Below are 18,905 nucleotides of genomic sequence, written 5' to 3'. Positions count from 1 at the left end.
GTTGAGAATGAGATAACCCCGTTTCGCTCGCTCCTGAACGAGATGTATAGCCGGGATGTGAGCAAGAAAGTCCATTCCTCCTACCTGACAAAAGCCAAGTCCGGCAAGTTTACCGGCTGTCTGGCCCCGTTCGGCTACCGCAAAGACCCGGAGGACAAAAACCATCTTCTCATTGACGAGGACACGGCCTGGATCGTCCGCAGGATTTTTGAGTGGGCGAAGAACGGCAGCGGCCCCAACCGCATCCGCCGCAGGCTGGAAGATGAAGAAATCCCCTGCCCCGCGTGGTGGAACCGTCAGAAGGGATTGCGCGATCACATCACCAAGTTTGAGCGCGAGAACCCGGAGCGCGGGCGGTTCATGTGGGACTTCACTACCATCAAGGAGATTCTGGCTAACCCTGTTTACATCGGCGCTATCGCCTCTCAGAAGGTTAATTACCGCTTCAAAATCGGCTGGATGGGAGACAAACGGCGCGAGGACTGGATCATCGTTGAGGGGATGCACGAGGCCATCATTGACCGGGACACCTACGACATTGTGCAGGAGAAGGTCAAGAGCCGGAAACGTGCCGATGCCTGGGGAAATTTCAGCCTGTTCGCTGGACTGGTAAAGTGCGGACAGTGCGGCAGCACCATGAACATCCGCCGCGCCAATCAGAAGGGTAATGACAGGATTTACACCTGCTCCCGGTACAACAAGTACGGCAAGGCCCACTGTACCCAGCACCGCATCAAGTACGACACCCTCTATGGCATCGTGCTGGAGCAGATTAGAAGCTGTGCGGAAAAGGCCCTGGCCGATGAACAGGAGGCCGCCGCCCAGCTTCGGGAGAACTGCCAGGCGGACGAACAGGCCGAGCGGCTTCTGATTGAGCAGAGCATAGCCGAGGACAGCGAACGGATTGACGCGCTGGAACGCATCATCAGCCGTGTGTATGAGGATATGGTTGCGGGCCGCATCACCGAGGACAACTTCAACCGTATCTTGGAGCGCAGCCAGACAGAGCAGACCACGCTGAAAAACCGTGTAATGCTCAACCGCCAGCGGCTGACCCAGCAGAACCAGGAGCAGGAGGACAACACCCGCTGGCTGGAAATCATCAAGGACTATGCGGACATTCAAGAGTTGGACGCTGTGACGCTGAACCGGCTTGTGCAGAAGATCGTCATTCATGAGGACATAGATAGTGATACCACCCGGCAGACTGTGGAGATTCATTTTAACTTCAACAACCAGGCGGACAAACGCCGGATTGTGCGAGAAAAGTAACTAAATATCGCCTTTTTCACCTGGACAGCAGGGGAATCAAGGGTAAACCGTAAGGGTCATGCCGCCGCCCGCCGTGGGCTGTTTCATTAACTTTGAGATGAAACAGCTCATGGCCGGGGGCGGCATCATCGTCATCGGCACGACCCTCATCCCCCTGCTGTCGGGGCTGTTTTAAGGGCGGCGGCTTATGGACTTTCTCACCGACTGGCTTGAGGACTGGCTGCGGGAGCTGCTGATCGGCGGCATCATGGGGAACCTTGAGGGGCTCTTTGATACCGTCAACGCCAGAGTCGGAGAGATTGCGGTGCAGGTAGGGACGACCCCGGCGGCATGGAACGCCGGGGTTTTCTCCCTCATCCGCCAGCTTTCCGAGACGGTGATTTTACCCATCGCCGGGCTGGTGCTGACCTTTGTAGCCACCTATGAGCTCATCCAGATGCTCCTTGAAAAAAACAATATGCACGAGGTTGACGTGGCGAACCTCTACAAATGGATGTTCAAGACCGCGTGCGCGGTGCTGATACTTTCCAACACATTCAATATCGTGATGGCCGTCTTTGACGTGTCGCAGAGCGTGATTTCCCGTTCTGCCGGGCTGATACAGGGCTCCACGGCGGTTTCCCCGGATATGTTGAGCAACCTCCAGACCACGCTGGAGGGGATGGATTTGGGGCCGCTTCTGGGGCTGTGGCTCCAGTCCTCCGTTGTTGGCCTTACCATGCAGGCGCTGGGCATCATCATTTTCGTGCTGGTGTACGGAAGAATGATAGAAATATATCTGCTGACCAGCCTTGCGCCCATCCCCGTTGCCACCCTCTCCAACCGGGAGGTGGGCGGCATGGGCCAGAACTACTTAAAATCCCTTTTTGCCGTGGGCTTTCAAGGGATGCTGATTTTAGTCTGTGTCGGCATCTATGCGGTGCTGGTGCAGGGCATCGCCACCGGGGGCGACCCCATCGGCGCGATATGGGGAACCGTGGGCTATACGGTGCTCCTCTGCTTCATGCTGTTTAAGACCGGGACAATCGCCCGGAGCATCTTCGGGGCCCACTGATTTAGCGGCACTTCGGGACATTTTGTCCCAAAGGCCCGGAGGGGAGGTGTGCTGTGCCAAGGCGTTATAAGCTGGGCCCGGAGGGTGAGATGCGCCGGGCATGGGGCGGAAAGCTCCCGGAGGAATTTGACCAGCGGGATATGCTGGCGTTCATGGCTGAAACCGACCTGCAACTGCAAGGGGCGGTATCAGCGGAAACACTGTCCGCGATACACGCGGCAGGCTATGACTATGAGGGCGGGGCGGTCATCCCCCGGCCCGGAAAGGAGGATTTATCTATGGCGAACACACAGACGGCGGTGCAGACCGCTGAAATGGCGGAGGCCGCCCAGGAGGAAATGCGCCGTCTGATTTTCGAGGCCCCCATCGCGGAGCTGGCCGAGCACCAGGGCATCACCATTGACGAGGCCGTGGCCCTGCGGGTGGAGCAGAACCTTGCCGCCGCCACTATCCCCATCGAGGTGACGGTGCGCCCCATTGAGCCCCAGAACAAACTGATAGGCTTTGCCAGCGTCAATTTCGGCGGCGTGGTGGTGGACGATTTCAAGGTGGTGAACGGGCAGAACGGCATTTTCTTAGGTGCGCCCTCAAAACCCGACCCCACCAGCAGGACGGGCTACCGGGCCACGGTGCGTATCAATGACCGGGCCACCCAGGAGCGGCTGAACGCGGCGGGGGTGGAGGCGTACCATTCGGCGGTTGAGAAACTTATCGCCCGGGCCGAGGCGGTGCGCCCCGCGCCCATCCGGGAGCAGATGGACAAGGCGGGAAAGGAGGCCGCTCAGAAAAATGCCGCCCGCTCCGCCCCGGCAAAGGGAAAGGAGGGACGGGATGGCAGATAGCCCGGCTTTGGGACAAAATGTCCCGAACCTTAACCCGGAACCCTCCGGGCTCTACCTTATGGACGGCATCGCGGGCCTGCGCTCCCTCCCGGAGCACTCGGTTGATATGCTTCTGACCGACCCGCCCTACGGCACGACCCGCAACTACTGGGACGTGCCTTTGCCCCTCCCGGAGCTGTGGGAGGCGGTGCGCTGGGCGGTCAAGCCCTCCGGGGCGGTGCTGTTCTTCGCACAGTGCCCCTATGACAAAATCCTCGGCGCATCCAACCTCTCCATGCTCCGCTATGAATGGGTGTGGTATAAGAGCCGCTGTACGGGATTTCTCAACGCCCGCCGCGCCCCGCTGAAAAAGACGGAGAACATTCTGGTATTTTACCAAAAGCTCCCCTTATACAACCCGCAGTTTGAGCAGGGCAAGCCTTATAAGAAAATCGCATCCCACCGCGACCAGAGCCCCAACTATGGGAAGTTCGTCCGCTCCGGCAGCGGCTCGGAGGACGGGCGGCGGTTCCCGGGGAACCTGCTTTCATTCCAGACCGTGGCCCATACCGTCCACCCCACCCAGAAACCCGTGGAGCTGTGCGAGTATCTGATAAAGACCTACACCAGCCCCGGCGAGGTGGTGGCAGACATCTGCGCGGGCTCTGGCACAACGGCCATCGCCGCGCTGAATACGGGCCGGGAGTTTATCTGCTTTGAGACGGCCCCGGCCTTTTTCGGCCCGGCCACGGAGCGCATCTCGCAGGCGCGGGCGGCTGTGGCCGCTGGCGGAAAGGGGGTGTGACTATCGGTAAATATAACGTGATATACGCCGACCCGCCGTGGCGGTACGCCCAAAAGGGCCTGCAAGGTGCGGCAGAGCGGCACTACCCCACAATGGGGATTGAGGAATTATGCGCGTTGCCCGTGGCGGATTTGGCCGCCCCGGACAGCGTTCTTTTTCTGTGGGCCACGTTCCCCCAGCTCCCGGAGGCCCTGCGGCTCATCAAGGCGTGGGGCTTTCACTATAAGTCCGTGGGCTTTGTCTGGCTGAAAAAGAACAAAAAGGCGGACAGTTGGTTTTACGGGCTGGGCTTTTGGACGCGGGCCAACGCGGAGGTGTGCCTGCTGGCGACCCGTGGGCATCCCCGGCGCAAGGCCCCCAACGTCCACCAGTTCATCATCTCCCCTATCGAGGGCCACAGCAAAAAGCCGGACGAGGCCCGGGAGAAAATCGTGGCCCTTATGGGGGACGTGCCCCGGGTGGAGCTGTTTGCCCGCCAGACGGCCCCCGGCTGGGACGTGTGGGGGAACGAGGTGGAGCCCACGGCGGGACTTCGGGACATTTTGTCCCAAAGAAAGGAGGCTTGAAATGCCCTATGTGAATGTACCTAACGACCTATCCAAAATCAAGACAAAGATTGCTTTCAATCTGACGAAACGCCAGCTTGTGTGCTTTGGCGGCGCGGCCCTTGTGGGAGTCCCCTCCTACCTGCTGGCCCGGAATACCTTTGGGAACACGGCGGCGCTGTTTCTGATGCTGGGCATCATGCTCCCGGCGTTCCTGCTGGCGATGTATGAGAAAGACGGCCTGCCGCTGGAAAAGGTGGTGAAGAACATCATCCGGGCCCGGTATCTGCGGCCCGGGGTGAGGCCCTACAAGACCGGGAATATCTACGCGCCCTTTACCGGGCAGGCGGGAAAGGAGGCAGTGAATGGAAAACCGAAAAAGCAGGCGAAAGAATAAGGCGGCCTTATCCGCCCAGCAGTCCATCCCCTATGTGGCGATGCACCCGGACGGGGTGTGCCAGCTCCCCGGAGGGCTCTACACAAAGACCGTGGAATATGAGGACATCAATTATTCCGTGGCATCCACCGAGGATCAGTCCGCGATTTTCAGCGGGTGGAGCTCGTTCCTCAACTACTTCGACAGCGCGCTCCCCGTCCAGCTCTCCTTTATCAACCGCCGCTCCCACTCCACCAGCCGCTACCATGTGAACATCCCCGCCCAGGCGGACGATTTTGACAGCATCCGGGGCGAGTTCGTGGGGATGCTCAAACGGCAGATTGCCCGCTCCAACAACGGGATTGAACGCTCCAAATATATCACCTTTGGCGTGCCCGCCGAGGGCATCGCCGCCGCCCGGCCCCGGCTTGACCGGGTGGAGGCGGACGTGATGGGCAACCTCCACCGGCTGGGCGTGCCCTCGTCCCCGCTGGACGGGCGGGAGCGGCTGGCCCTCTTACACGGGCAGATGCACCCCGGACGGCGGGAGCCGTTCCGCTTTTCATGGGGCGATATTTCCAAAACGGGCATGGGGACAAAGGACTTCATCACCCCCAGCGGCGGCTTTGACTTTAGGGGCTCCCGGTTCTTTAAGGTGGGCGGCTTCTGGGGCGCGGCGTCCTATCTCCAGATTTTGGCGTCCGAGCTCTCTGACCGTCTTTTGCGGGAGGTTCTGGAGCTGGACGCGGAGCTCACCGTCACCATGCACATCCAGACCGTTGACCAGTTAAAGGCAATAAAGACCATCAAGGGGAAAATCTCGGACATTGACAAGATGAAAGTGGAGGAGCAGAAAAAAGCCGTCCGCGCCGGGTACGACATGGATATTCTTCCCCCCGACCTTATCACGTTCAGCAAGGACGCGGCGGAGCTCTTGGGGGATTTGCAGTCAAGGAATGAGCGGATGTTCCTTTTGACGTTCACCGTCATCAACCTCGCCCCCACCCGCCAGCGGCTGGAAAATGACGTGTTCACCGTCTCCGGCATCGCGCAGAAATACAACTGCGCCTTAAAGCGGCTGGACTGGCAGCAGGAGCAGGGCTTTATGTCCTCGCTGGCCCTCGGCTATAACGAGGTGCAGATACAGCGGGGCATGACAACCAGCTCCACCGCGATTTTCATTCCCTTTATGACGAGGGAGCTCCGCATGGGCGGGCAGGCCCTCTACTACGGCATGAACGCCCTTTCCCACAATGTCATCATGGCAGACCGGAAAAAGCTGAAATCCGCCAATGGGATGTACCTCGGCTCCACAGGCTCCGGCAAGAGCTTTGCCGCCAAGCGGGAATTGATAAACGTCTTTCTTGCCACAAGTGACCGCATCGTTATCGTTGACCCGATGGGGGAATATTCCCCGCTGGTGCGGCGGCTGGGCGGGCAGGTGATAGAGATTGCCCCGGACAGCCCCCACCATATCAACCCGATGGATATTGAAATCGGTTTGAATGACGAGGACAGCCCTCTTTCCATGAAAGCGGATTTTCTGCTTTCCCTCTGTGAGCTGGTGGTAGGCGGTAAGGACGGCCTGCAACCCATAGAGAAAACCGTCATCGACCGCTGTGTGCGGCTGGTGTACCGGGAGCTTGCGCTGGGGCTGGAGGGCGCGAAAATGCCCCTGCTCCAAGACTTGTATGAGGAGCTCTTGAAACAGCCGGAGCCGGAGGCGAAACGTGTGGCAACTGCGCTGGAGCTCTACTGTACGGGCTCCCTTAATCTTTTCAACCACCCGACCAACGTGGACTTGAGCTCCCGGGTGGTGTGCATCGTGCTGAAAGGGCTGGGGGAGAACCTCCGCAAGATTGCGATGCACGTCACCAACGAGTTTGTCACCTCGGCGGTGAATACCAACTATCAAAACGGCGCGGCGACATGGTGCTACTTTGACGAGTTCCACATCCTCCTGCGCGACCCGCTGACCGCCAGCTACTTTGTGGCGGTGTGGAAGATGCTCCGCAAAAAGGGCTGTGTGCCCTCGGCCCTCACCCAGAACGTGAAAGACCTTTTGGCCAGCCGGGAAATCGAGAACATACTGGATAACACCGATTTTCTTGTTCTGCTCTCCCAGGCCCAGAGCGACCGGGCCATCATCGCAAAACAGCTCGGCATTTCCGAGCACCAGCTTTCCTATATCACCCACAGCAACAGCGGCGAGGGCCTGCTGTTCTATGGGAATGTGACGATACCCTTTGTTGACCGTTTCCCCAAGGGGGAGATTTACAACCTGCTCACCACCCGCCCGGAGGACATAGCCAATGACCAGAGGAACGAATAACGCCGGGGACAAAGGCACTTCGGGACAAAATGTCCCAAAGTCCCCGAAAGGGCCCAAAACCAAAAAATCGAAATTCCGCATGGAAAGCGAACAAGAAAAAATCAGCAAGTCCAAGCTCCGCATGGAGACGCGGGAGGACAAGCTGAACCGGGCCCGGAAAAAGCTGGAGGGCAAAAAGCCGCCAAAACCCAGGGGCCCGGTGCGCCGGGCGCTGGGGGCCGCCGGGTGGAGCGCACACGGTTTTGTGCATGGCAAGGTTTATGAGGTGGAGCATGAAAACGTGGGAACCGAGGGGGCCCACCGCTCCGAGCTTTTGGGCGAGGCCGCCCTCCGGCATGGGACGCGGTATGCGAAAAAGCGCATCCGGGAGCACCCGGCCCGGGCCGTCCACAAGGCCGAGGCGCAGTACATCAAGGCCCGGGCGGACTACCAGTTCCGCATGGCCGCCCAGGAGAACCCGGAGCTTGCAAAAAATGCAGTTACCCGCTATTGGCACAAGCAGAAATTAAAAAAACAATACGCCAAACAAGCGCGGCAGGCGGCGAAACAGACCACGAAACAAGGGGCCAAGGCCGCCGGGAAAACCGCCGCCGCCACGGAAAAGCTGGCGGAGCGGGCCGTGGCTTTCGTGAAGCGGCATCCCGTGGGGGCGCTTATCGCGCTGGCCTGCGTGGTGCTCGTTTTATCCCTCCAGTCCTGCGCGTCCTCCCTTATCACTTTGGGGAACGCCGCCGCAGGCGCGGTTGGGGCCACCACCTACCCCGCCCAGGACGGGGATATGCTGGGGGCCGAGGCCGCCTACTGTTCACTGGAGGCGGAGCTCCAGCATTATCTGGATACCTACGAAAGTACCCACGACTATGACGAGTACCATTACGATTTGGACGCTATCGAACATGACCCCTATGTGCTGGTTTCCATTCTGAGCGCATGGCACGAGGGGGAATGGACGCTGGCGGATGTCCAGCCTACCCTGCAGATGCTCTTTGACCGCCAGTACACGCTGACAGAGAACGTGGTAAAGGAGCGGCGGTACTACATCGAAACGGATACATGGACGGACGAGGACGGCAATACCCACACCGACAGCTACCGGGTGTATTACGATTACTACATCTGTACTGTGACACTGGATAACTTCAACCTTTCCCATCTCCCTATCTACATCATGGGGGAAGACAAGGTTTCCCGGTATTCCCTCTATATGGCTACGCTGGGGAACCGCCCCGACCTCTTTCCCGGCTCGTCCTATGTGGGGAAATACACCAGCCCGCCGGAGGGCTACGAAGTGCCGGGGGAATATCTGGACGATGAAACATTCGCGGCGATGCTCTCCGAGGCGGAAAAATACCTCGGCTATCCCTATGTATGGGGCGGGAGCTCCCCGGCCACGTCCTTTGACTGCTCCGGCTTTGTTTCGTGGGTAGTCAATCATTCCGGCTGGAACGTGGGGCGGCTGGGGGCCCAGGGGCTTTACAACATCTGCACCAGAACCAGCTCCCCCCGCCCCGGCGACCTTGTTTTCTTCAAGGGAACCTATGACACCCCGGGAGTCTCCCACTGTGGCATCTATGTGGGGGACGGGATGATGATACACTGTGGCGACCCCATCAGCTACGCCAACTTAAACAGCAGCTACTGGCAGGCCCACTTCTACGCCTACGGGCGTTTACCGTGAAAAGGAGGTTTCCAATGGCGATTAGCAAGAGCGCAAAAATCATGGCCGAAATCGAAAAGGTCAAGGGCAAAATCAGCGACCAGCAGGCCCGGCTGAAAGAGCTGGAACAGAAACACAAGGAGGCCGAGAACGAGGAAATCGTGGACATCGTGCGGGGCATGAGCATTTCCCTTGAGGAGCTCCCGCTGGTGCTCCAGCGCATCAAGGCCGGGGACACTTTGGGACAAAATGTCCCGAAGTCTGCCGGGCCGGAAAAGGAGGACGCGGAATGAAACTGAAAAAATATCGTGTAGTGGCGGCGGCTCTGTGCGCCGCTTTTTTGCTGTGCGGCATCACCACCACGGCCTACGCCGGGGGCGGTGAGGAATGGGAGGACGGTACGGGCGGCCCGGAATGGGAGGGGCTTGACCCCGTGGAGCCCCCGGCCACCCCGGAGCCGGAACCCGAGCCCAACCCGTTCACCCCGGACGGGCAGGGGACGATGGTGGATAACGCCACGGACGGGGACGGCAAGGAATTTTTCACTATCATGGCGGCGGACGAGTCCGTGTTCTATCTGGTGATTGACCGCCAACGGGAGACTGAAAACGTGTACTTCTTGAACGCCGTCACCGTGGCTGATTTGATGGCCCTTGCGGAGCCCTCCCCGGAGGCCGTACCCGAACCGCTCCCGGAGCCGGAGCCTGCTCCCACCCCGGAGCCGGAACCGGAACCCGAGCCGGAAAAATCCGGAGGGGCGGGGACGCTCCTGCTGGTGCTGGCGGTGCTGGCCCTCGGCGGCGGGGCCGGGTGGTATTTCAAGATTTACCGCCCCAAACAGCAGGAGGCCGCCGCTCCCGGTGAGGACTTTGACGAGGCTGGGGAATACGGCGAGGACTATGGCGGCGGTGAATATGACGACCTCCCCCCGTGGGATGAGGAAGAAACGGAGGGCGGAGAATGAATTTCACAAACAACCCTTTGGAACGGGAAATGAAACGCCGCCCACGGCCCCAGCCCCCGCGCCCGGATAAGCCCCCCGAGGGCTCCCGGTGCTGTGGCTGCCCCTACTGGCGCGGCATCCCCTGCGGCTCCTGCTTTCAGAGCCTTTTGAAAAAAACGGGCGGGAGGTGATACTTTGCGCGAGCTGACCCGTGAGGAAAAGGCCGCTATCCGTTCCCTTGTAGTGAAATGGTGCGCCAACTATGACCGGGAATACGGCTGTCTGCCCCTCGACTGTGAGTGCTATATGCTGGGGAAGTGCTGGACGGGGGCTTACTGCCGCTACTTCCGGGAGGCGGTGCTCCCCTTAAACCCTGCGCTGGAGGCCGCGCTGACTGACGGCCCGGCTCCCGACCTGCGGCCCTGCGCCGTCTGCGGGCGGCTCTTTGCGCCGGAGGGGAAAAAGGCGTTCTGTTCGGCGGCCTGCGCCGAAAATGCGCGGCGGAAACGCCAGCGCGGCTATATGCGGAAAAGGCGGCTGGACTGTTAGCTTTTGCCGCTTGAAAACCCGCTTGTATCAAGGCTTTCCGGGCGCGGTTCACGGGGGCCCGGTATGTTTCTATGTCCGGCCCCCGTTTCCCGGCCCAAAAGCTAACATCTGAGAGGAGGTAACTTTGGAAAAAGCGCAGGAATACAAGTATTATTCTACCCAGCGGCCCGTTGACATCGGCACATTCCCCAAGGATAAGGACAACCCGCCCATCCGGATCGAAAACTACGAGGGCCGGATTTGGGTGGAGCATGATACCCGGCTTGCGTGGGGCGAGCTGGCCTATGCCCGGCCGCTCTCGGAAAAGGAGCTCTATAACTACGAGCTCAAGCCCTCCCGTGATAACCCGGATATGCGGCGGCTGATGGACGCGCAGGCCCAGGTGGTGGGGAAATGGGAGGATACGGGCCGGGTTCCCGAGGCCCAACGGCTCACATGGTTTTACCCGGATTTTGGGAGCTATGTGGTGAAAGAATTTGTTTCCCCGGAACGGCTGGCCGAGTGTGCCCGTGGGGTGGAGCTTCAGCAGGAGGCCACTGGCCGCAAACGGGCCCGGCAGGAAAAGGCCCCGATTGCCGCCCAACTGCGGGAGGCCGGGAAACTGGCTGGGGAACGGCAGGCCCCCGCCGCACCCAAACGGAACGCGCCCGACCGGGGCGATAGGTAGGCATGGCCGGAAAAAAGCGCCGCCGCCCCGTCCATCTCCATGTGATGGTGTCCGAGGAAGAGCAGGAGCTTATCCGGGAACGCATGGCCCAGGCGGGCATCCGCAACATGGGGGCCTATATGCGGAGGATGGCTCTGTGCGGCTATGTGCTCCAGATTGACCTTGCCCCCGTCCGGGAGCTGGTGTCCCTCCAGCGGCGGTGCTCAAACAATCTCAATCAAGTGGCTATCCATGCCAATACCTACGGGGGGATTTACCCCGAGGAAATATCGGCCCTGCAACGGGACTACTCCGCTTTGTGGGGGCCTTTGTCTGATTTGCTGAAACAGCTTGCCGCGCTGGTGGAGCTGTGACTTTCTGGGGAGCGGTGCTGTGCCGCTCCCCGGCTTTTCGTACTTCGGGACATTTTGTCCCAAAGTCCCAACGAGAAGAAGTGCTACCACGGCCACGACCTATATCCGGTCCTATAAGAATGAAAAACGGTAGGATATTTACACCCTACCGCCTTTCTATGTCAATAATCAAATCCGATGAACCAATGTGCTTACAAAAACGGTTATAATAACTGGCAAGCCATCCATATTTGCTATAAATTCTATCATTTGCTTTGTATTTTTCCAATGCTGAACAAATCGCATTTCTATAATTGCCCATATATGAAAGAAATTTCTCATGTGGTATGGGGTTTTCCTCATTATGATGATCGCACAATAGAGCATACCCTAATGTTAGATAATCTGCATACCAAATTCCATCTTCATCTTGAGCCCATCCAACCAGTATAGGTGATGGTTTTAGACAAGTATCAATAATAATACGAGGATATATTGCAACATTACTTTCTAACTCATAAGCTCGAATTAAACCTGTCCCAAAAACAAAATGTAGCTTTTCATCATAAAAAAGTTGCCCTGCTGTGATAGCTCCTCTAAAGAAAATGTTGCTTTTTGTGTATTGAAATAGAAATTGGCTTAGACCATATACAAGGTTATTTGCCAAATTCAACATATCTGTTTCTGAGTCATATGGGGCAAAAAATAGAATATTATCAGAAAATATCATAGACTTAAATCTCGAAAGATTTAAGCGATTTTCTGTTTTTTCGTCAACCCCTTGATTATATATTTCAATGTACTTTGACAGCAGCGACATGAGGGTGTGAACATTACCTAAATAATCGTTTTCATTTGTTACAGATGCTATCATATTTTTATAGCCGAGAATATCTAAAAACATTATAACGTGTGGCTTAACTCCCATTAAAAATCCCCTCCGTTCTTGTCGTTTTCTAAAGTTTAATACTTTGTAAGAACAATGTCAAATACTATATTAACTGTATTTAGCTACTTCGGGACATTTTGTCCCAAAGTCCCAACGAGAGGAGGTGCTACCACGGCCACGACCTACATCCGGCCCTACAAGCAGGCGGCGGGACTGAGCGCCGTCCAGACGATGGAGGAGCGGTTTGCCTACGGGCTCACCCCCCAAAAGCTGGGGGCCGTGTCCTCCCACCTATGCGACCCGGCCACAGCCGCTGCTGAGTTTCTGCTGGTGAAAAGTGAATACCAGGCGGCCACGGCCCGGCCCGTGGAGCGCGGGGCGCTGTTCTTCCAGATCCGGCAGGCGTTCCCGCCCGGCGAGGTGACGGCGGACGAGGCAAACAAAATCGGTTATGAAACGGCGATGCGCTGGACGAAAGGCAAGTACCAGTTTTTCGTCTGTACCCATACCGACAAGGGCCACATTCATAACCACATCTATTTCAATTCCACGGCCTTTGACTGTTCCCGGAAATTCCATAACTTCCTCGGTTCCAGCTTTGCCCTGCGGCGGCTGTCTGACCGGGTATGTCTGGAGCATGATTTGTCCGTGATACAAAATCCCAAACAGCACAGCAAAGGCCGTTTCCTCCACTATGGCCAGTGGGTGGGGGAAAAGCCGCCCTCCGCGCAGCAACGGGTGCGGCTGGCAATCATCGCGGCCCTTGAGAAAAAGCCCGCCGACTTTGCCGCGTTCCTCCGGCTGATGGAGGAGTCCGGCTTTGCCGTCAAGCGCGGGCGGGGCGGCGTGGTGTCGTTCCTCGCGCCGGGGCAGGACAAGTACACCCGGCTCCGGGCATCCACCCTCGGCGCGGGCTTTGACCCCGAGGACATCCGGGCGGTGATTGCCGGGGAGCGGCCCCTCCCGGAGCTCCCCAAGGACGCGCCGCCCCCGCCCCGGCAGGTGGGCCTTATCGTTGACATTCAACAGCGCATGGCCGAGGGCAAGGGCCCCGCTTATGAACGCTGGGCCAAGGTCTACAATCTGAAACAGATGGCCGCCGCCCTCCAGTTCCTGCAGGAAAGCAATCTGACCGACTATGACGCGCTGGCGGCAAAGACCACGGCGGCGGTTGACCGGGCCCACGCGCTGGCCGGGGAGCTCCAGACCACCGAGGCCGCCCTCTCCAAAGTCTCCGGGCTCATGGGGGCCGTGGTGGACTATGCAAAGGCCCGGCCCGTGTTTGACGGCTACAAGGCGGCCCGATATTCAAAAAAATATCTTGCCGAGCACGAGGCGGAGCTTGCTACCTACCGGGCGGCCCGGGCCGCTATGAATGAATTGTTAGGCGGTGAAAAGCTCCCCAAAATGGACGCGCTGAAAAAACAGCGGCGGGAGCTGGTGGACAAGAAAAAGGCCCTCTATGCCGAGTACCGGCAGGCCCAGCGGGATATGCGGCAGGCCGTGGCGGTCAAGGCCAACATCGACCATCTGCTCGGACTGACGGACGGGCGGGACGATAAGGAACAGACGCGATAGCGGCGGTGACGCAGCCAACCTCTTTGGGACATTTTGTCCCAAAGAGCCGGGTTTGGGGAGGCTCCCCAACAAGCATTTTTGCGGGCCTGCGGCCCAGCAAAAATTTCGGAGTGTGGCCACACCCGAATTGCTTGCCGTTTGTGCGCTCCCCTATATATGGCGCGAAAAAACGGAGGTCGCGTTTTCTTACGTTCCCTCCGTTTCTCTGGCTTTTCTGATACCCTCTGCGGCTCCCTCTATGATGATAAGCTCCTTTTCGTCCATTCCGTTCAGCATCCGGTCAATGTGTTTCCGGCGCTCACTCTCGCCGCCCAGCTTGTCCGGGTAGAAAAATTCATCCACGGAAATATCAAAAAGGGTAACGAGTTTGTAAAAGGCGTTGAGACTGGTGTGCTGGCCCCGGTTCTCAATATACATGATGGAGCGAGGGGTAAGGTCCACAAGCTGGGCCAGATGCTCCTGCGTCCAGCCTTTGGCTTTTCGTCTGCGCTTGATTTCTTGGCCCAGGGCATGACAGTCCAGGCGTTTTTCATATTGGTACATTCTCACATCACCCCTATATTATTCTACATTTCGGGGTGGAATATGAGAACGAAATAGAATTTTATATTTTAGTAGTATTTATTTTCGTGTTACATGATTGCAAGTTGAAATGAGCAGAGATATAATAGTTGCGTGGAAAATTTATGGAACTCCACAATAAATACATAATTCTCTGCTACAATAACGCTTGGAAGGGAGTGTGGCAATATGCAAAAAATCTTGATTGTTGAGGATGATTCGGATATTCAAGAGTTGTTAGAAAATCATTTAATAGGTGCGGGTTATAGTGTAGTTTCTGCCAGTGATGGAGTGGAGGCACTTTCGCATTTTTCACAACACGCAATAGACCTTGTGCTATTAGATATCATGTTACCCAAAATTGATGGATATGGTGTCTGCGAGTTAATCCGAAAGCAGTCTCAAGTTCCCATAGTCATGCTAACCGCATTAGATAGTGAAACAGACCAAATTAAAGGACTTGACCTGCAAATTGATGATTACATTACAAAGCCATTTTCTATGCCTATACTGAAAAGAAAAATTGCGGCAATCTTACGAAGGACATCAGGGCATACAGAAACAGAGAAATATCTTCGCTACAAAAACGTCACGCTTGATTTAGATGGATACAAAGCCTTTGTTGATGGAAATGATACAGATTTAACTGCAAAAGAGTTTGAGGTTTTGCGAGAGTTCCTGCTCAATCAAGGTCGAGTATATACACGGCAAAACCTATTAAACATATTATGGAATTGTGATTTTTATGTCGATGAGCGTATTATTGATACTCACATAAAGAATATTCGCAAAAAACTTGGAGTTGATATAATCGAAACAATTAGAGGGGTGGGATATAGAATTGCAAAAGAAAATAAGTCATAGCTTGACAACAAGAATATTCATAATTACTTTGTTTCTGCTGGTGTTAATGAGCGGCATAACCTATGCACTGATTGGGATTGCTATGCCAGCATCCTACCGCATGGAATTGGATAGCGATTTAGAAACACAAGTATTTCAACTTATCGAACAGTTGAAACAGACAACTTTTGAAAAAAGTAATTCGCTTTTTGACAGATTTTTAATGAACACCAACGCAACATTGTTAATTCGGCTACCAGACAATACAATAATTTCGCCCCCATCAAGTGTCATATTCGAAGATAGTGAAAATGATAATGTCTCTACTATCAAAGAAAATGAAAACAAAATCTTGGTTGGTAATGGAAATAACTTCTCAGACACAGTTTATGACTTGTCGAACGCAAAAGAGTATTCCTTTTCGTTTTCGGATATGGAAAAAGATTGCAGTTTGATTGTGATAGGTGGAACAAAATCTGTTAATCAAGTAGTGACTACGCTCTTGCAGATTTTGCCTTGGATAATAGGTGCTATTGTTTTTATTTCTTTATTAGCAGCTTTTTTCTATTCCCATTACATTACAAGGCCGATTGTTTCGCTTAGTATATTATCAAAGAAAATGGCCGGCATGGAACTTGATTGTCGATGTGACGAAAGCCGTGATGATGAGATCGGCGTATTAGCAAGCAGTTTGAACGAATTGGTACAAAATCTGGCAAAAAGTCTTGAAGAATTAAAAGTTGCAAATGGTTTTTTGCAACTGGATATTGATAGGGAACGGGAATTAGATAGACAGCGCATGGCATTTTTTTCTGCAGTATCACATGAATTAAAAACTCCTATTACAGCTTTGCAAGGGCAGTTAGATGGAATGCTACAAAATTATGGAAGTTACAAGGATAGGGATAAGTACCTTGCAAAATCGCTTGCTATTGCACATTCAATGGAGCGTACTATTCAAGAGATTGTAACAATTTCCCGCCTTGATGCATCAGATTTTTCATTGGGTAGAGCAGACTTTGATTTTTCCGAGTTAGTACGAGTAATAGCGGCTGAATATATTGATTTTATCGAGCAAAAAGATATGGAACTGGATATAAATATTTCAGAACATATCACAGTAAATGCAGACGAAAAAATGATGAAAAAAGTTCTAAGTAATTTATTCAGTAACGCAATTCGACATTCTCCGAGAGGAGAACAGATAGTGGTTACTTCGTTTCTTAAAAATGGATGTGTTTATTTTTCCATTCTAAATACAGGTGTTCAAATCAAAGAGGAAGCAATATCACATCTCTATGAGGTTTTTTATCGGGCTGATGATTCCAGGAGCAGGAGAACTGGGGGAAGCGGATTAGGTCTATATATTGTAAAGCGTATCTTGGAACAACACTCTGCGCAATTTTCTATTCAAAATCTAAATGACGGTGTAGAATTTTGGTTCTCACTATAATTTCAGGCCACAGAAAAGAGCTTGCTTAACGCAGGCTCTTTTTATTGGTGTAACTCCACATAAACTCCATATTCACTCCAGAACTACTCCATTTAAGAACTGTATTCTGTATTTGCAACAGGAAAAACCGCGCCATGACAGAAGAGGTGATTTTATGAAATATCAGAAAAAAATGATTGTTCCTGCTTTGGCATTGACGATGCTGCTTTGCGGGACGATGACCGCATTTGCTGCCAACGCTAATCCCGCCAATGCCGAAAATCTCCGGGAAGAAGGCGAAAGCGCCATCGTTTGGGATGTTACCGAGCAGCCGTCTCCCGAAAATGACAAGAATGAGTATTGGGCATACGATGAGTACAAAGCCTACGCTGAAAGCATCGAGCGTAGCCTTATGGAACTGCTCGCCACTGGTGAACCCGATTTAACGCAGCAGGATGTTCAAGCCTGCAAAGATACGTTGGCAAGAACGCTTGATTTTATCAAAAACGGTGGGCATGTGTCCAAGAATATGGTCAACGGAGATAGCCTCTTGATGGTATCTCCTCTTGACAGTTCCCTTGTGGGGAGTTCTTCAGAAAAGTAACTTTTAAGAAATGCGGTTTTCCTGTTGCCATACCGCAATTCTAACAACTGTTTAAGCAAGTGAATAACTGGGAATGAACGGTATGTTTTAACGGCGGTTTTGAAATCACAAATCAAAGCCGCCGTTTTCTTTTGAAAACAGAGGGGTGTATTAAAGTCACCCATTTTAAGGACAGGGCGGTATTCGGGAGGTATCGCCATGTCTTTTTTAATTATTGTTCCACCTAACTTGTCAAAAAAAGTATAGCTCCACCACCGGATAACTCCGACCATAAACGCGAAATTTGCAAGTACATAAAGAACTGCGTCATTTCATGCGCCCGCACAGTACAACGCTGTGCGGGCGTTGTCGTTTCTTGTCGGCTCCACTTTGAGACAAACAGTCCCAAGGTGAGGAACGGCTCCCCTGGGTGTCGCTCCCCGCCGCCCTCCATATCGTTTCCCGGCAACCCAACCACAAAAACGATATGGAGGTACATACAATGACTATCATCAACTTGCGCGACTTTTACTACTGGTACACCCAGGATGAATATATGGAAGTTTCTGACGATGTGGCCGAGGCGCTCCGGGCCAGTGTCCGCTATGAGGCGGCCTATACCGAGCGGGCCCGCTACAACAAGGCGTACTATTCCTTGGATGCGGATGACGGCATCGAGTATTCCGCCTGCCTGCACGAGCTCACCCCGGACGAGGTTCTGGAGCTCAAGGAGCGGTTCTGCCGTCTGTGGAACGCGCTGAACAGCCTGCCGGAAACCCAGGGCCGGAGGGTAGATGCTCACTTTATCCTCGGCATGACCTACCGGGAGATTGCCCAGGCCGAGGGCGTGGACAAGAGCTCCGTCCGTGAGTCCGTTTTGAGCGGCTTGAAAAGCATGAAAAAATATTTGCAAAAAAATTCTTGATTGCCCCCTCCATTTGCTCCGCTTTTCTGGTGGTATATGAGAGGAAGTTTTTTCTTCTCCACAACTGAATAGCGGGCGGCCCCGGGTGAACGCGGGGAGCCGGGCGGCGGGTGCGCGGTGACTTCTCCCACGGGAGGACGAGCGACCAACACCACCGCCGCGCGTGGGGAGCCTGCCACCCCCACGGCCACGATCCGCGAGGGACAAGCTGGCCGCTTGCCGCTTGGGGCCGCCGCACAAAACAAGGGAACGCCGGGCCGCTACCTGCTGTCTTTTGACGGGCCAAACATACGGGCCCGGCGTTTCCTCTTTCAAACAAGTTTGAGACAATTTGTCCCAAGGTAGGGATAGGCCAAAGGGCAGCACTTTTCGGAGTGCTGTCCTTTCGCGTTTCCCCACCAACCCAAAACGCAAAAGGAGGTTTTGCCGTGAAACTGACCGCACAAGAGCTGGAACAAATGAAAAGCGTGAACATCGGCGCGGTGAGCGCGGATGCGCTGGCTGACGTGAGCGGTATGGCCTTTGACCGCACCCTCCCCCGGGAGGAGCGGCTGGCCCGGTTTGTGAAACGGGCCGTCAATCCGTACTGCTTTAGTGTGGGCGGCGTGGGCGTGAAAATCGAATTTGCCGAGGGCGGCCCCTCCCTGCAGGAGACGTTGACCGCCTTTCTTATTCGGCAAAAGAGCGGGCTGTAACTGCTGTTGCGGCCCGTTCTTACTTCGAGACAAACTGTCCCAAAGC

Annotated in this window: 20 protein-coding genes and 2 pseudogenes; 20 read left to right on the top strand and 2 right to left on the bottom strand. The window is 55.0% G+C overall.

The window, feature by feature from the left end; all coding sequences use genetic code 11:
- From D1646_RS09540 to D1646_RS09475, 14 genes and pseudogenes are all read left to right on the top strand, one after another.
- On the top strand, positions 1–1,272 hold a 1,272-nt coding region (locus D1646_RS09540; protein WP_160636239.1), incomplete at its 5' end, for a recombinase family protein.
- Positions 1,273–1,369: 97 nt separating this feature from the next.
- Positions 1,370–1,447 (top strand): annotated as a pseudogene (locus tag D1646_RS09535) (Maff2 family protein); the annotation flags it as partial.
- A 12-nt stretch (positions 1,448–1,459) separates the two neighbouring features.
- The gene (locus D1646_RS09530) at positions 1,460–2,326 is read left to right on the top strand and encodes a VirB6/TrbL-like conjugal transfer protein, CD1112 family (RefSeq protein ID WP_160636238.1); all 867 of its coding nucleotides are present in this window, start codon (positions 1,460–1,462) and stop codon (positions 2,324–2,326) included.
- 53 nt (positions 2,327–2,379) lie between these two features.
- A complete protein-coding gene (locus D1646_RS09525; RefSeq protein ID WP_160636237.1) occupies positions 2,380–3,168 on the top strand; it encodes a septation protein SpoVG family protein in 789 nt (262 codons plus the stop codon).
- A complete protein-coding gene (locus D1646_RS09520; RefSeq protein ID WP_160636236.1) occupies positions 3,158–3,952 on the top strand; it encodes a site-specific DNA-methyltransferase in 795 nt (264 codons plus the stop codon). The genes D1646_RS09525 and D1646_RS09520 overlap by 11 nt, the downstream gene beginning before the upstream one ends.
- Positions 3,949–4,504, top strand: a pseudogene (locus D1646_RS09515) (MT-A70 family methyltransferase); the annotation flags it as partial. The gene D1646_RS09520 and the pseudogene D1646_RS09515, both read left to right, overlap by 4 nt.
- Positions 4,505–4,519: 15 nt before the next feature.
- A complete protein-coding gene (locus D1646_RS09510) occupies positions 4,520–4,894 on the top strand; it encodes a PrgI family protein (protein ID WP_160636234.1) in 375 nt (124 codons plus the stop codon).
- 40 nt (positions 4,895–4,934) lie between these two features.
- Positions 4,935–7,205, top strand: coding sequence for a DUF87 domain-containing protein (locus D1646_RS09505; RefSeq protein ID WP_347565174.1), 2,271 nt, complete (start codon positions 4,935–4,937; stop codon positions 7,203–7,205).
- A gap of 79 nt (positions 7,206–7,284) precedes the next feature.
- A complete protein-coding gene (locus tag D1646_RS09500; protein ID WP_347565173.1) occupies positions 7,285–8,883 on the top strand; it encodes a C40 family peptidase in 1,599 nt (532 codons plus the stop codon).
- Between the two features lie 14 nt (positions 8,884–8,897).
- Positions 8,898–9,155 carry a DUF4315 family protein gene (locus D1646_RS09495; protein ID WP_035296263.1) on the top strand — a complete coding sequence of 86 codons (258 nt, stop codon included), beginning with the start codon at positions 8,898–8,900 and terminating at the stop codon, positions 9,153–9,155.
- The gene (locus D1646_RS09490) at positions 9,152–9,826 is read left to right on the top strand and encodes a CD1107 family mobile element protein (RefSeq protein WP_160636231.1); all 675 of its coding nucleotides are present in this window, start codon (positions 9,152–9,154) and stop codon (positions 9,824–9,826) included. Before D1646_RS09495 ends, D1646_RS09490 begins: the two co-directional genes overlap by 4 nt.
- Before the next feature lie 174 nt (positions 9,827–10,000).
- Positions 10,001–10,354 (top strand): cysteine-rich VLP domain-containing protein, encoded by a 354-nt coding sequence (locus D1646_RS09485; RefSeq protein WP_160636230.1) that lies wholly within the window; start codon positions 10,001–10,003, stop codon positions 10,352–10,354.
- Between the two features lie 124 nt (positions 10,355–10,478).
- Positions 10,479–11,021: a hypothetical protein gene (locus tag D1646_RS09480; protein WP_160636229.1), complete on the top strand. Its 543-nt coding sequence runs from the start codon at positions 10,479–10,481 to the stop codon at positions 11,019–11,021.
- 2 nt (positions 11,022–11,023) lie between these two features.
- Positions 11,024–11,374 (top strand): plasmid mobilization relaxosome protein MobC, encoded by a 351-nt coding sequence (locus D1646_RS09475; RefSeq protein WP_160636228.1) that lies wholly within the window; start codon positions 11,024–11,026, stop codon positions 11,372–11,374.
- Between the two features lie 145 nt (positions 11,375–11,519).
- Here the strand turns inward: D1646_RS09475 and D1646_RS09470 are convergent, their stop codons facing one another.
- A complete protein-coding gene (locus tag D1646_RS09470) occupies positions 11,520–12,281 on the bottom strand; it encodes a hypothetical protein (protein WP_160636227.1) in 762 nt (253 codons plus the stop codon).
- 192 nt (positions 12,282–12,473) lie between these two features.
- Here D1646_RS09470 and D1646_RS09465 point away from each other — a divergent pair, with 192 nt between their 5' ends.
- The gene (locus D1646_RS09465) at positions 12,474–13,820 is read left to right on the top strand and encodes a relaxase/mobilization nuclease domain-containing protein (RefSeq protein WP_160636241.1); all 1,347 of its coding nucleotides are present in this window, start codon (positions 12,474–12,476) and stop codon (positions 13,818–13,820) included.
- Between the two features lie 186 nt (positions 13,821–14,006).
- Here D1646_RS09465 and D1646_RS09460 read toward each other — a convergent pair whose 3' ends face one another.
- Positions 14,007–14,363, bottom strand: a complete 357-nt coding sequence (locus D1646_RS09460; protein WP_160264207.1) for a helix-turn-helix domain-containing protein — start codon at positions 14,361–14,363, stop codon at positions 14,007–14,009.
- 207 nt (positions 14,364–14,570) lie between these two features.
- Between D1646_RS09460 and D1646_RS09455 the strand changes: the two genes are divergently transcribed.
- From D1646_RS09455 to D1646_RS09435, 5 genes are all read left to right on the top strand, one after another.
- Entirely contained in the window at positions 14,571–15,245 is a 675-nt protein-coding gene (locus D1646_RS09455; protein WP_160636226.1) for a response regulator transcription factor, read from the top strand.
- Positions 15,223–16,677: a HAMP domain-containing sensor histidine kinase gene (locus tag D1646_RS09450; protein ID WP_160636225.1), complete on the top strand. Its 1,455-nt coding sequence runs from the start codon at positions 15,223–15,225 to the stop codon at positions 16,675–16,677. The genes D1646_RS09455 and D1646_RS09450 overlap by 23 nt, the downstream gene beginning before the upstream one ends.
- A gap of 154 nt (positions 16,678–16,831) precedes the next feature.
- Entirely contained in the window at positions 16,832–17,260 is a 429-nt protein-coding gene (locus D1646_RS09445) for a hypothetical protein (RefSeq protein ID WP_160636224.1), read from the top strand.
- Between the two features lie 481 nt (positions 17,261–17,741).
- The gene (locus tag D1646_RS09440; RefSeq protein WP_160636223.1) at positions 17,742–18,164 is read left to right on the top strand and encodes a sigma-70 family RNA polymerase sigma factor; all 423 of its coding nucleotides are present in this window, start codon (positions 17,742–17,744) and stop codon (positions 18,162–18,164) included.
- A gap of 428 nt (positions 18,165–18,592) precedes the next feature.
- On the top strand, positions 18,593–18,859 hold the full coding sequence (locus D1646_RS09435) for a DUF6870 family protein (RefSeq protein WP_044919915.1): 267 nt from the start codon (positions 18,593–18,595) through the stop codon (positions 18,857–18,859).
- The last annotated feature ends 46 nt before the right edge of the window (positions 18,860–18,905 follow it).

The organism is Pseudoflavonifractor sp. 60 (assembly GCF_009911645.1).
In the GTDB taxonomy this organism is placed as follows: Bacteria; Bacillota; Clostridia; order Oscillospirales; family Oscillospiraceae; genus Lawsonibacter.
This window is presented reverse-complemented; position numbering and strand designations above follow the sequence as displayed.

What these genes read in the sequence shown, in the direction of transcription:
- D1646_RS09495 (WP_035296263.1), top strand. Translation starts at nt 8,898, where the DNA reads ATGGCGATTAGCAAGAGCGCAAAAATCATGGCCGAAATCGAAAAGGTC.
- D1646_RS09470 (WP_160636227.1), bottom strand. Translation starts at nt 12,281, where the DNA reads ATGGGAGTTAAGCCACACGTTATAATGTTTTTAGATATTCTCGGCTAT.
- D1646_RS09510 (WP_160636234.1), top strand. Translation starts at nt 4,520, where the DNA reads ATGCCCTATGTGAATGTACCTAACGACCTATCCAAAATCAAGACAAAG.
- D1646_RS09520 (WP_160636236.1), top strand. Translation starts at nt 3,158, where the DNA reads ATGGCAGATAGCCCGGCTTTGGGACAAAATGTCCCGAACCTTAACCCG.
- D1646_RS09460 (WP_160264207.1), bottom strand. Translation starts at nt 14,363, where the DNA reads ATGTACCAATATGAAAAACGCCTGGACTGTCATGCCCTGGGCCAAGAA.
- D1646_RS09475 (WP_160636228.1), top strand. Translation starts at nt 11,024, where the DNA reads ATGGCCGGAAAAAAGCGCCGCCGCCCCGTCCATCTCCATGTGATGGTG.
- D1646_RS09500 (WP_347565173.1), top strand. Translation starts at nt 7,285, where the DNA reads ATGGAAAGCGAACAAGAAAAAATCAGCAAGTCCAAGCTCCGCATGGAG.
- D1646_RS09530 (WP_160636238.1), top strand. Translation starts at nt 1,460, where the DNA reads ATGGACTTTCTCACCGACTGGCTTGAGGACTGGCTGCGGGAGCTGCTG.
- D1646_RS09440 (WP_160636223.1), top strand. Translation starts at nt 17,742, where the DNA reads ATGACTATCATCAACTTGCGCGACTTTTACTACTGGTACACCCAGGAT.
- D1646_RS09455 (WP_160636226.1), top strand. Translation starts at nt 14,571, where the DNA reads ATGCAAAAAATCTTGATTGTTGAGGATGATTCGGATATTCAAGAGTTG.
- D1646_RS09490 (WP_160636231.1), top strand. Translation starts at nt 9,152, where the DNA reads ATGAAACTGAAAAAATATCGTGTAGTGGCGGCGGCTCTGTGCGCCGCT.
- D1646_RS09445 (WP_160636224.1), top strand. Translation starts at nt 16,832, where the DNA reads ATGAAATATCAGAAAAAAATGATTGTTCCTGCTTTGGCATTGACGATG.
- D1646_RS09505 (WP_347565174.1), top strand. Translation starts at nt 4,935, where the DNA reads ATGCACCCGGACGGGGTGTGCCAGCTCCCCGGAGGGCTCTACACAAAG.
- D1646_RS09465 (WP_160636241.1), top strand. Translation starts at nt 12,474, where the DNA reads ATGGAGGAGCGGTTTGCCTACGGGCTCACCCCCCAAAAGCTGGGGGCC.